Genomic DNA, 13,044 nt, shown 5'->3' on the forward strand with positions numbered 1-13,044 from the left:
AACGAGCGTCTACCTAGTAGCCAACTTTCACCACGCTTCCAACGATAATGATTGTCGCGAAGCGTGGTGTGCGATCCGGCTGCTTAAGCCTAACTCTGCTGTGTGCTCTTACATTCGGCTCTCTGCTTTTCTTTTGACCTCCGCCCAGTGCTCCTTGGCTTCCTTCGCTCGTTTAAGATCTTCTTGAACTCCATCCTCGTTTCCCATTCGTGCCCAAATCTGTGCCCGCAACAAGTAGCTCTCTTCGTAGTTTTTGATTTGGCTGATGAAAGTGTTTACGTCCTCTAACGCCTTGTCGTACTGTTTATTAACTATGTACAAGCGGGCCCGGTCCATGTAACTGCCCTTGTTGTCGGGATAGTTCTCGATCATGTTTTCATAGATGGCGATCGCTTCATCCGGACGTTCCAATCGAACCAGCACCCGGGCACGTTCACGCATATAGAACGAGGGATTCTTGCTGAGTTTGATGGCCTGTTCCAAGTCTTTCTCGCATTCCTCTAGTTCACCCAACCAGTAGTGTGCGTTCCCGCGTTCACGAAATAACTGGGCTTGAAGGCGTTGGTCGTGTTGGTTCAGCTCAATTGCATCGGAATAGGGCTTAATGGCCAACGCATACTTTTTATTGCTCAGTAGATACCGAGCGAAAAGAGTATGGGTCGCGTGATTGTCGCCGTCGATCTCGATATTGTGTTGATAGTCTTCAATCGCTTTGTCGACCTGATTAGTGTCGCGATAGATCTCGGCCCGCAACTCGATAAACTTCGATGCCGTGGGAACTCGCTCAATCAAGTCGTTGAGATCCGCTAATGCGAGATCATATTTCTTTTGGTGCTTGTACGACTTCGCTCGGTAATACTTGGCACACTCGTCGTCTGGAATGCGCTCGATAATTGCCGTAGCCTGATCGACTGCGTCCGAATACCTTTGCAGGTTCATATAGGCAATGATCAGGGTTCGTCGTGGCTCGATGAGATCTGGCTTCAACTCTATGGCCTTGGCAAAGTCGACGACTGCTTCCTCGAGATTCCTTTGATCAATGCCATAGAGTTCTTTAATCTGAGACGGCTTGTCCTTGATAAGCTGCCCCCGCTGGAGATAGGCATCAGCTAGATTCGGATCGAACTCGATTGCCGAAGTGAAGTCCTCGATGGCCTTTTCGTTGTTGCGTTGTTCGACAAAAAACTTGCCTCGTTCTAAGAACCGAATCGCACTCTTGTCGATTTCGATCAAAGCGGTCAGATCTTCTTCCACCTGGTCGAAGTTCTCCAACTCGCGATTTAAGACCAGACGTCGATCACGTAAGGCGAAACTCTTCGGCTCGAGTTTGATCGCATCGTCGTAGTCGACCACAGCCCAATGGATTTGATCCAGTTGCACATGCAGTTCGCCCCGCTCAGCAAAACGCTCAGCCGTTTTCCCTTCGTTGGAAATTTTTTTGGTCAGGTCGACGATCTTGGCCTTGATACGAGCACGACGCATCTCGGGGCGATCAATCTGGGGCATCTCCAGACCGCGGCGATTAGGTAGAAAAGCAACTTGTGCTGAACCAGCAGATTCAATGCCATCGATACATGCGTGCAGCGTGCTGGAAGCGACCGGCAGCAAAACCAGGGTACCGATGGGCAGCAGCGAGATCGGCAATTTGAGCGCGGAGTGGGTCACGGATCAGCTCCGAATCAGAAAGAACTACAAAGAGGGAGACGAGTCCCCCCAAGAGTAACATTTCTGACCTGAGTATCCAAAGACTTTTTTCGTGACCATCAGCACCGCTCGACTAGTGAAGCGGGCCATTGCTGCTACTCTTCTTCAGCAGGCTTCTCTTCGTTTTCTTCCGCTACCGGTTCTTCCTCTGGCTTTGCTTGCTCAGGCTTCGCCTCTTCTGGCGGAGATGGTTCACTCGCGGCTTCGGCCTCCTGCGCCGCTTCCACCTTCAAGTCCGCGGCAAAGCGATAGAGCGCCGGCAAGAACTTTTCTTTGTCGACGCTGTAGGTCAGAAGCTCGATCGAATAGCGTTTGCCCGAGCGGACTGCTTCCAAAAAGACACCGCTGGCAGCAAGACTGCGAAACTTCATCGCTTTCTCGTAGCGAACAAACCAACTGTCGCCGATGTTGACCACCGTCATCGCGGCGTCTTTGTCGCTACCGACTTCCTCGGTGATCTTGGTGACAAGCATTTTAGCGGAATCGGTCGAGGAGGTCTCAGGCAGATCGCCCGCATCGACCTCACGCAGCACAAGCCGAGGGACGCCGGCCTTGTCTTCGTAGTAGGCCGCAAAGAGATAATCGTTGGAGCGCGGCAGGAACTTCCATCCTTCCGGCATGTTCGACTGAACCCGTCCGCCATCGAGCGGCGGGGTTGCTTCACCAGCGGGAGCCAGCGAAACCTTGGGCGACTTCGCTGTACTAGCTGCCGGTTTAGGCGACGCAGCGCTGCCACCTCCCGTGGTCGCAGGTGCCGAGGGTTCGCTCGTGCATCCCAGCGTCGCCAACAGAAGCATGGCGCAGGATAACAGACTCATTCGCAGCATCATCGTGGGGGCTCCCGCACTCAAACAGGTGAGTTGTTGGTACTAGGACGAGGCAACTACGAAAACAGCACCGAGGACAGGGCGCGGTGGGTGCCGTTACTCGATCGTTTCTTCGATCGTCTCTTTGACCTTCTGAACGAAGTGCGGCGGCTTGCCTGACTTGCTCAGATCGGCGGCTTTGGTTTCGGCTTCTTCTTTTTGATCGAAGTCGTAAAGAGCGACCCGCTTCATCGATTGATTGAAAACCCCCCAGAACATCTTCATCCGGACTTCGGTGGTTTTCTTGCTGCGAGACTTGCGCTTTGCCTTCTTTTTCTTGGGTGCGGCTTCGCCGGAAGCTTCGGCGGCTTCGGCAGCCTCCACTTGAGCGCGCAACTCTTTACGATTAGCGACTTTTCGAGCCATAGTGCAATCTTGCCGTTGTGGGAAGTTGACCAATTACTTGCGAAGGCGAGAATCTAGTAAAAGATGTGTTCACCTAAGGGGCCTGCCCTCGCAATGGGTTGAATTTAGCTAATATAACGGATTCTGCTGCCATTCACCATGGGCAGACCGCTTTCCCTCGAAATAGCTATAGGGTCTCACTGGTGGACCTTAACCATGATCGATCTCGTAGAACAAATCGTCCGAAATCAACTGGAAGACACCGTCAAGGAGCTAGGGCAACCTGCGTTTCGCGCCAAGCAACTGCGCGAATGGGTTGTGCAGAAGCGGGTTGATTCGTTCGACGAGATGACCAACCTGCCCAAGGCCTTTCGCGAAAAGCTGGCTCAGTCGTGCCGAATCTGGACGACGACCATCGCCAAACACACTACGGCTGACGATGGAACCGAGAAGCTGCTAGTCCAGCTGCACGATGGCGGTCGCATTGAATGTGTCTTGCTGCGTGACGGCGACCGAAGGACGATCTGTATCAGTTCGCAGGTCGGCTGCGCAATGGGATGCGTTTTCTGTGCTTCGGGGCTCGATGGCGTCGATCGCAATCTGACCTCAGGCGAGATCGCCGAACAGATGCTGCGGCTGCAGATCCTTCTGCCGGAAGGGGAACGCCTGAGCCACATCGTCGTCATGGGCATGGGCGAACCCTTGGCAAACGTCGACCGATTGATTCCGGCCCTCGACCTAGCCTCATCGGAAGACGGCCTAGGCATCAGTGCTCGGCGAATCACGATCAGCACGGTTGGCCTACCACCCGCCATCGACAAGCTTTCTAAGCTCGAAACACGCTACCAGCTGGCCGTTTCGCTGCATGCCCCTAACGACGAGCTGCGAACGAAGATCGTGCCGGTCAACAAGACAATCGGCATACAAAAGATCCTCGACGCGGCCGACAACTACTTCGACGTGAGCGGGCGACGGCTGACTTTCGAGTACGTTCTGCTCTCTCAGCTGAACGATCGTCCAGAACATGCCCAGCAACTGGCCAAGCTTCTTAAGGGCCGCCCTGCCCTGTTGAACGTGATCCCTTATAACCCCGTGCCGGGCCTCCCCTACGAAACGCCAACCGTCCAAGCCCAGCAGCGATTCCGCGAGATTCTGGAAAACCACGGCATCACCGTGAAGTTCCGTCACCGCAAAGGAGACAAAATCAACGCGGCATGTGGGCAACTTCGGCGACTCTCGAAAGAAAACTTGGTTCCACTGGAAGGGACCGCTTCTTAGTCACTCGGATTTTTAATCACGGTTTGCACGGATAGTCGCTGATAAGAACGTGACAGGGAGCCATGGCTGGTTTGTCCAACAGCGGCTCCCATTTTCAATTTCTACTATCCGCAGTCTGCAAGACCATCCCTTCTTCCGTCCAAGAAACAAAAAACGCCCCGCTTATTCAGCGGAGCGCTTTTTGAAAGTAAACCTTCGGCCAGATGCGACGAGTGGAGTCGCTGCGAGAATTGCGCGTTTCTAAGCGTGCACTTGCACTAGCCGTTGATGAAACGGGCAATCGCAAAAAAATGGTCCCTCAGCCGATGTGTGCCGAAGGTTTATATCATTTGTTCGTGATGCTCCCCTATTTTACCCCATAACAACGATGAGGATAGGTCGGAAACACGAAGAATAAGTTCGTCCATTCCCTAGGCCCAGGTTCACTAAATCCTGTCGGCATTTTCGTTTGCGATAAAACTCGGCCAATCAGTCCCCAAAGACAACGTTTGCTAGCTCGTTATTTTTTTGATCCGCTTTCGAAATTCACTCCGCCAAGCCTCCGCTAACACATCGCAATTGGCCATCTCTTGAGCATCTTCAAGATTGCTTCGATCACGGTAAAACAGCTGGTTTAATCGCGAGACAGGCCATTCTGGCAGCGTCCGTTCGGCCAGAACCATCTCTTCACCAGCCGCCACGCCACCTTCCTCAAGTACACGCACATACCAGCCCATTCGCCCGGTTGATACTGCCAGTGCCGTGAGTTGCTTCAGACGCCAACGACGCCCTAGCTTCCAGCAAGGTTGCCGCGGTTGAGACACTTGAATTTTCGCCGATCCCACTTCGTAGACATCCCCCAGGCAGACGTTTTCCTCAGACAGACCGGCCATGGTCAGGTTCTCTCCGAATGCCCCATCGCCAAAGCTCTCGAGGGGAAAACGCTCGGAAACTGCTTCCATTTGCTGAAATTCGGCTCGCCAAACAGGGTAATGCTCGGCGGAATAACACAAAACGGCTTTATCTTTCCCACCGTGATTGACTAAATCGGCGACGCCATCCCCCTCGAAACCCAATCTGTTTAATCGCACAGCGCCGGTCACGGGCTGCTTAAAGAAGCCCGTTTGCCAGGGCTTATCCATCGGATCAGTCGCATTCGGACTGCCATATTGCTGCGGCAATCCAACAGCGACTTGCAAGACAACTCCTTTAATGATCAACACTTACTCCTTGCACAAGGATTGTAGACCGAGAGCACTACCGAGGCCTTTCAGGGCCGCAATTATCGCTTTGGATGGCCCTTGCCTCAGAAAGATCCAACAACCTCTCGAGAGGTTTTCCCCATCGATAACAACGTGGAGAAATCTTTTCTGGAAATATTTAACCCACGCCTCGAACCATTGGTATGAAGAGATCGTAACAAGCATATCGAAACATTTCTCTCCAAGAATGTTACGTAGCAAGTGTGAGTTCCAGGATAAGGCCACCCAATGGCGTTCGTTGATATCACGGGCGATTTTGGGTGGCTTTCTTCCTTTTAGGTCCAACCCATGCGACGCTTGAAAAAGCGACGCTCTCTTAACCATGCCGCTTGGGCCCTCTGAGATCCTTGCGCGACTTCCGGTGCCCAAAAGATTTTTCACTTTAAGCGAAGACTTTCTCTTTAAGTGAAGACAACGAGGCCTGAATCCATTCTTAACATGCGCCCCCCACAATGCCTCGAAATGTAAGCGGCAAGGCGGGCAATCAAGTAAGTACGAGCCATATCGCTTTTGCTTTATTTTGCCAATCCGCATCGCTTCCTAGCCTCTCGAATTTACGCCCCATACGCCATTGGCGTTGACGCATTAAGTAATTCGGCAAGGCTCCCCATGAACGTGGAACGAGATACTCCATGTCGCCCTCTGCCAGAAGTGCGGCACTGCTTCATCGCTATTGGAAACGCAGGAACTCCATGACATCGAACATTTCGCTCACTAAGCTTCGTCAAGGGTTCACGCTGGTCGAACTTCTCGTGGTTATCGCCATCATTGGAATCCTGGTCGGACTCGTCTTGCCAGCGGTGGCTACGGCGCGTGCTTCTGCCCGCCGCATGGAATGCCAGTCGAACCTCAAGCAAATCGGCATCGGCATGGTTAACTTTGCCGGGATCGATAAGGGGCGACGTCTATGCTCCGGCGGATTTAGCTGGAAACGAGACGGTGCTGTTACCGAAGTGGGCTGGGTCGCCGATATGGTTAACACGAATATTGCTGTCGGCAGCATGCTCTGCACTTCCAATAACTCGCAAATTTCTGAGACCTACGAAGACCTGATTGCAGAAGCCAATGTGAGCATTTCAGGCGATAAAGCTCAATTTGCCGACGCCGCAGGGGATTCGCTTGGCTCGGTAAGCACCGTCGCGGCGAGTGGGCTCTCGGACGTCAATCCTTGCCGCAAAATCGCCGCCAATAACTACGCCCCGGATAGCCCCGAGCGAAATGAAATCGTCAAGACGGAAATCTACGATCAACAATACAACACGAATTACACGGCCCATTGGTTCCTGATTCGTTCTCGCGTGCGGATGACGTACGCCTCGAAGCAACCCACCGGCACCGTAGATAACGTAGCAGTCGGCGAGCCTGCCACCACCCTTGCATCGACGCGCGGTCCCATTTCGTCGGCCATGCTGGACAATGCAACCACCTCGTCCAGCCTGGTCCCCCTGCTGGGCGACGGCCTGTCGGGCGGCGGTGGAATTTTAAGCATCGCAGTCTCAGGCGAACTTCAGAGCGGCGAGCCTATGGTCCCTTACAGCACATATGGTCCCCTGGTATCTGACACCACCGCCTACCCGGGCTGGACTCCATCTACCTTGATGGCTCCTCCTCAGTTCACGGGAACTCCGACCTCTCAAACCTGGAAAGGTGTTTGGTGGGAACGCTGCCGGCAAGACCTGCGGCAACTGGGCGTAAATCACGGCAATGTCTGCAACGTCCTAATGGCAGATGGCAGCGTTCGCTCGCTGTACGACACCGACGGCGACGGCTACCTCAACCCGGGCTTCGCTGCCGGAGACGGATACGTCGTGGGATACACCGGAGAAGAAGCAGAAGTCCCTGAAACCGAATGCTATTCGCACTGGGACTTAAACCCGACGAAATTCAAATAGCTGCCACAGACGCGGAATTCCATGCTCGAAATGGGCGGGAATTAACCTTAATCAAATTTGATATCTGAGATTCATATAACGTTGACAATTCAAAGCGACAATCTATGCAAATCACTTTAGTCATTGGAGGTCGTAGTAGTAAGTCGGTTCCTAATCGTAGTTAAGTCAACCCGTTTCTGATCGCGTTGCTAGAACGCCTTCAAAACACCCGCCCCAGATGGAACACGCACACAGCACAAAAGAGAGAGACCGAAGCACACGAATTGGAACTCCGATGCTCCGGCCCTCTCAAAAAGCGTCTTTCGACACTCTTTCCACAATTGCTTGTAACTTAATCCTTGGAGATATTCAATGAAGAAACGTGGTTTCACGTTGATCGAACTGTTGGTGGTTATCGCCATCATCGGTATCCTCGTTGCTCTGTTGTTGCCTGCCGTTTCGCGTGCTCGTGAAGCTGCTCGTAATGCAGAATGCAAAAACAACCTGCGTCAGTTCGGTATCGGTGCTTACATCTTCTCCGGTGTCGATAAGCGTGGTCGTCTGATCAGCTCCGCATACGACTTCGCTCGTGATGGTTGCCCTGACACTTACGGTTGGGTTGCTGACCTGGTCAATACGGGTTCTGCTGCACCTGCTGAAATGCTCTGCCCGACCTCCCCACTACGTGGCTCGGAAAAGTTGAACGACCTATTGGGCGCAACTTCTTCGACCAACCCAAACGAAGGCGTTGCCACTCTGAAGTTGTTCGCTGGCGTTTGTGGTCCAAACTCGGCCACGCCATTCGACAACACCTCTGTCAATGGCACTGATCGGGCTGAATACCTGAAGGTTAACCTGTTGGATCAAGGCTATAGCACTAACTATGCCTCCAGCTGGTTTGCTGTTCGTGAAAACGTCAAGTTCACCGCTGGTGGTGTTAGCAACAAAGACCTGATCGTCCCTGGTCCGATGAAGGGCCTTGGCGGTACCAAGGGTGGTATCCGTACTCGTACGATCGAATCGGCCATCGTTCCTTCGCAGGCCATTCCGCTGACCGGTTGTGCTGCTCCTGGCGATACGGACGAAGCTGTTCTGTCCGCTGACCTGAGCATCGAAGCAGAACTGGAAGCAGGTGCTCGTCTGGCTGAATCGTTCAACGATGGTCCTGCCCGTACGGTCGCATCGGGGACCACCGGTCTGACGAATGCCGTGGACGTTGGTGCCTCGGGCTTCACGGCCTACGGTCAGGGTGGTAGCCCTGGTGAATGGGACGGATTGGATGACCCAACTGCCTTTGCCAACGACGAAGTTTCCAACGACACCACCGGTACCGGTAACTTCAACGCTCAAGGTCAGCGCATGGCCGGTACGAATGGTAGCGGCGTTCAGTGGTGTCAGGATACTCGCGACTGGTTCGCTTGGCACGCCGTCGGCAAGACCGGTGGTGCTTGCAATATCCTGATGGCTGACGGTTCGGTTAAGACCGCCTTCGACATTAACGGCGACGGATTCCTGAACCCAGGCTTCAACATCGACCCAACCGGCGTCGATGACGAAACCGTCATGATCGACAAGGTCGGCTACACGGACAACACCGTCGAAATGGACTGGTTCGACATCTACAACGGTGTCTCCATCCTACCTCGTAAGGCTTACAAGGGTACCTTCGAAGACTAGTCTTCGATAACCTTTGCCTTACCTGCGAGAGGAACCGAAAACTACGATACCTCTAGAAAGTCCGAGCCTTGGGGGAGACCCCAAGGCTCGCTTTCATGTTACTTTCCACTTTATTTATTGACTGAGTGAATTCCTATGAGCCGCTTCATGCCCCTGATCATCCTGTCGGTTTCCGTCGCGATTGCGGGAGTCCTATGGTTGTCAGGCCCCTTCGACTCCACCCAGACCAGTCAACTTTCAGAGAACACGACCGTATCGGCTAAAGCCGATGCCCCCCCCCCAAAGACAACGTCCAAACAAGCGGAGTCAGACGAAGATGACTCCCCTTCCCAAAAATTGACGGCGTTTCCTATCGCGGTCACCCCAGAGACACTCTATGACTTTGGCGTATTGCCGCGGTTTACCCATGCTAGTCATGTCTTCAAAATCACTAACGATGGAACTGCTCCCCTCGAGCTTGAACAAGGTCCTAGCTCTTGTAGCTGCACCATCCTGGGTCTTGAGACCGATCGGGTCATGCCGGGCGAAACAGTAGAAATCAAGCTTGAATGGACCCTAAAGTTCAAGGAAGGCCTATTTTCGCAATCTGCCGTGATTTACACGAACGATCCTGACCGTCAAGAAATCGAATTCATCGTCCAAGGCATGACGGAGACCCGGCTTGGTCTCAGCGAATCCAAGGTCGTTTTCTCGTCTCTCTATCCCGGCGATAGCCCTAGTCAGGAAGTGCTTTTATACTCTCGCACTCTCAAGTCGCTTGGCGAAATCGAGCAGACCGTCAAGGCGGAAATCCCTGGACTTAAAGTGACGCTGCACGAAGCTACCCAAGCAGACCTCGAACCTGTAAAAGGACGCTGTGGTTATCGCGTCCGGGTTGAGGTTCCCAGCGACCTAGAAACGGGCGACCATGTCGGGCAAGTTGTATTCACAGCTCACCCCGAAGAACTTTCAGGCCACAAAGAGGAGGAAGAAGCGCAGACGCCGAGCGTTGCCCTCAATATCGACCTCCGTTTGAAAAAGCCAAGCGTAAAGTTCTTCTCTCCTTTGATCGATGGCTGGGGGCGTGTCAAGCTCGGCGAAGTCTCATCGAAGGAAGGAAGCGAAGTCCTCAAACTCAACTTTCGCGTCGACCAGGGCTCCATTCCGTGGAACCTCACCAACATCCGTAAATACCCGGACTTTCTTAAGGTCGATGTGATACCACTCGATAAAGAACGGGGCTTTTTCCAGCTCCAAGTGCAAGTCCCCCCCGGTGCCCCCGAAGGGAACTATTACGGCCAAACCGTCAGTCATATTGCTCTCGAAAGTGACCATCCTTACATCCCCCGTGTTCCATCCGAAAAACGAGTAGGGATCATGATCGAATTCCACGTAAAATAAGCACACATATGACGGAACCGTCTTCACACAGCCTTCATGATTCGTATTTACAATGGTGAAATGTCATCCACCGAATCAACCATCGATCCTTACGACCGTCTCCTTCGAATAAAGACCGAAGGGAAGCAACTCAATTTCTACGAGGTATTAAAACTCGAGGCATTTGAGGAAGACGTCAATTACATCCGCAAGTATGGCGAAAAAGCACGCAAACAACTTCACTCCAAGTTTGGAGAGATTGACCCTGCGCTTTGGCGACAGGTCTTCAATCATGTTGAGGACGCGATTGCGACACTGACCGACCAAGGCAAAAAGGCCGAATACGACAATAACCTCGATATTCAGCAAAGTGGCCACACGGTTCAGCCCGCGTCACGCTCTAACAGGAGCGACCCAGGCAGGGCAATCAAGTCGGCCGAGCCTGGGGAACGCATTCCATGCCGCAAGTGCTCGACATATAACCCACCCTCGCGACGCTTTTGTTCCGCGTGTGGTGATGCCCTGTTCATGGCTTGCTCAGACTGCGGCGGCATGAACACCGTTCATGAACGATTCTGCGGGGAATGCGGTGTTAACATTCAGGCTTCCGCTAACGCCCAAAAAGAGGCGTTAGAAGCGAAGTTCGATGAAGCGGAAGCATTGATTAAGGATGGGCGACACGATCGTGCTTGTGATACCCTGCGGCAATTAACCAAAGCCCAGCACGAAGGAGAGATGGAGTTCGCCAAGCGCGCGGCCACCATGATCACCCAAGTCACTCTTGAGAAAGAACGGCTGATCAACCGTGCTCCGGAAGTCGAAGCCGAAGCCAAGCAGCTTCGTGATGGGAAGCATGCCGAAAAAGCGGTTTCATTGATTCGGGAGATACCCAAAGTACTTTGGCCAGAATCGCTTAAAGAGCTCTACGAAGAAGTTAGCGAGACGAAGAAGCAGATTAAGCGTCTCGCTCAAGAAATTAAAACGGCCATTCAAGAGCGTCGCACATCACGTTTACTTCCCAAAGTAGAACGCCTGCTAGAGCTCAAACCGCACGATATTTCGGCCCAACGCTTGGTCGAAAAGCTCCGCAAATCGCAAGACCAGGCCGATCGTTTAAAACGCGAGAAGCTGATAGAGAAAGCCAAGCAGTACCTTAAGCAATTTCGCTACGAGCGAGCCCACCAGGTTCTGACCGAAGTACCAGAGTCTGTACGAACGGAAAACTTCCTGAAGTTCTTCGACCAAGTTTCTGAACTGGCTTTTCTTTCCGCAGACCTGCGTCGCAGTTCCTATGCTGACCCAATTCTCGTTGGCATGGCAAGCCGCCTGGTCAAGATGATGCCGAAAGATAAGCAGTCGATTGACCGACTGCACAAGATCACCCAACGCTGCGAGCAGGCCCGCAAGAATCGCAACACGGCAAGCTCGTATTGGAATGAACCGCCCAAGCAAACAACCCTTGGTATTCCCGTCGACCTTTATCCACGCTTCCGTAAATTCAATACGAATGCGGTCAACGATAACGAGCACTTCGACAACTTCGCTTCCGGTTTCGTCGTCGCAACAGGACTTGCCCTGCAAGGGATCGGCGTCGCCAAGATCGAAACGAACTTGCTACCCAACAAAAGTGGTGGCGTCTTTGGTTTGATCGGGGCTGGCAAAAAGGCCCCCACCGGCGAACTTGCTTGGGGAATCGATTTAAGTAACTCCGGCTTGAAGGCAGTACTGCTGCGAAAGGAGAGCAAAGGTGAAAAGAAGGATGCCGAGACGATCATTCACATCGAACAGATGGTGAAAATCGAATACAAACGGCCTCTATCCCGGGCGGACGACGCCGACCGTCGCGGGCTGATCCAAGACGCTATCGAACAGTTTTTCAACACCGTCGGCAAAGATGTCTTCAACGACAAACGAGGCAAGCCGATTGTTTGTCTCAGCCTGCCGGCAACCGAGGTATTGGGACGCTTCCTAAGCCTTCCGCCGGTGGAGGACAAGAAGATCCCTAAAACGGTTCAATATGAAGTACGCCACCAAATCCCTTTTCCTATCGAAGAATTGTCGTGGGACTATCACGTCTGGGATGACAATCTTGCACCGGAAGAGATAGGACTGGAAAGTGGAGCCAAGCGAACCTGCGTGGTCGTTGCAACACGCTTGACCAAACTCCAAGAGCGGCTGGCATTCCTCCGCGGCCTGGGCATCACCCCCAGCCTGGTGCAAACCGATCAAATGGCGATCTACAATTTCTTTGACTACGACTTGTTCTCGGAAGAATCGTATCGCCAGCAAATGGTCGAAACCGAACAGGCTGTTGGCATTCTCGATGTTGGCTCAGATGCTAGTCACCTGATCATCTGCGGGCCGAATTCCATTTGGTTCCGCAGCTTGGAAGTTGGGGGCGAGAACTTCACGCGTATCCTCGTGCGGCAGTTAAGTCTCACCTTCTCTAAGGCGGAAGAAATCAAGAAGAAGCCTGATACGGCGGAAGAAATCTTCAAGTTGTACGACGTGATCGAACCGGTGCTTAAGAATATCTCGAAAGAAACGTCCTACTCGGTGAACACGTACGCCGGCTTAGACAAGCTCAAACTGGCCGACGTCAAACTCATAGGCGGTGGTTCGTACATGCATGGGCTTTTGACCTTTATGCAGTACGGCAAGTTCCTCGACGTATAGCCAAATCCGTACTGGTTTGACTCTATT

At 52.9% G+C, this 13,044-nt stretch carries 9 protein-coding genes; 5 read left to right on the top strand and 4 right to left on the bottom strand.

The window, feature by feature from the left end; translation table 11 throughout:
• Positions 1-108 precede the first annotated feature (108 nt).
• From HOV93_RS26105 to HOV93_RS01715, 3 genes are all read right to left on the bottom strand, one after another.
• A complete protein-coding gene (locus HOV93_RS26105) occupies positions 109-1,665 on the bottom strand; it encodes a tetratricopeptide repeat protein (protein WP_207394707.1) in 1,557 nt (518 codons plus the stop codon).
• Between the two features lie 134 nt (positions 1,666-1,799).
• Positions 1,800-2,522 carry a hypothetical protein gene (locus HOV93_RS01710; protein ID WP_207394708.1) on the bottom strand — a complete coding sequence of 241 codons (723 nt, stop codon included), beginning with the start codon at positions 2,520-2,522 and terminating at the stop codon, positions 1,800-1,802.
• 105 nt (positions 2,523-2,627) lie between these two features.
• On the bottom strand, positions 2,628-2,936 hold the full coding sequence (locus HOV93_RS01715; RefSeq protein WP_207394709.1) for a hypothetical protein: 309 nt from the start codon (positions 2,934-2,936) through the stop codon (positions 2,628-2,630).
• A 195-nt stretch (positions 2,937-3,131) separates the two neighbouring features.
• On the opposite strand from HOV93_RS01715, the gene rlmN reads away from it, so the two are divergent.
• Positions 3,132-4,193 carry a 23S rRNA (adenine(2503)-C(2))-methyltransferase RlmN gene (gene rlmN, locus HOV93_RS01720; RefSeq protein ID WP_235989678.1) on the top strand — a complete coding sequence of 354 codons (1,062 nt, stop codon included), beginning with the start codon at positions 3,132-3,134 and terminating at the stop codon, positions 4,191-4,193.
• 491 nt (positions 4,194-4,684) lie between these two features.
• On the opposite strand, the gene HOV93_RS01725 is transcribed toward rlmN, so the two are convergent.
• Complete coding sequence (locus HOV93_RS01725) at positions 4,685-5,395, bottom strand: MOSC domain-containing protein (RefSeq protein ID WP_315853330.1); 711 nt, start codon at positions 5,393-5,395, stop codon at positions 4,685-4,687.
• 731 nt (positions 5,396-6,126) lie between these two features.
• Here HOV93_RS01725 and HOV93_RS01730 point away from each other — a divergent pair.
• From HOV93_RS01730 to pilM, 4 genes are all read left to right on the top strand, one after another.
• The gene (locus tag HOV93_RS01730; RefSeq protein WP_235989680.1) at positions 6,127-7,326 is read left to right on the top strand and encodes a type II secretion system protein; all 1,200 of its coding nucleotides are present in this window, start codon (positions 6,127-6,129) and stop codon (positions 7,324-7,326) included.
• A 351-nt stretch (positions 7,327-7,677) separates the two neighbouring features.
• Positions 7,678-8,982 (top strand): DUF1559 family PulG-like putative transporter, encoded by a 1,305-nt coding sequence (locus HOV93_RS01735; protein WP_207394712.1) that lies wholly within the window; start codon positions 7,678-7,680, stop codon positions 8,980-8,982.
• Between the two features lie 147 nt (positions 8,983-9,129).
• On the top strand, positions 9,130-10,362 hold the full coding sequence (locus HOV93_RS01740; protein WP_207394713.1) for a DUF1573 domain-containing protein: 1,233 nt from the start codon (positions 9,130-9,132) through the stop codon (positions 10,360-10,362).
• Positions 10,363-10,398: 36 nt separating this feature from the next.
• On the top strand, positions 10,399-13,017 hold the full coding sequence (gene pilM, locus HOV93_RS01745) for a pilus assembly protein PilM (protein ID WP_207394714.1): 2,619 nt from the start codon (positions 10,399-10,401) through the stop codon (positions 13,015-13,017).
• Positions 13,018-13,044 lie beyond the last annotated feature (27 nt).

The sequence above is a fragment of the Bremerella alba genome (assembly GCF_013618625.1).
GTDB lineage: Bacteria > Planctomycetota > Planctomycetia > Pirellulales > Pirellulaceae > Bremerella > Bremerella alba.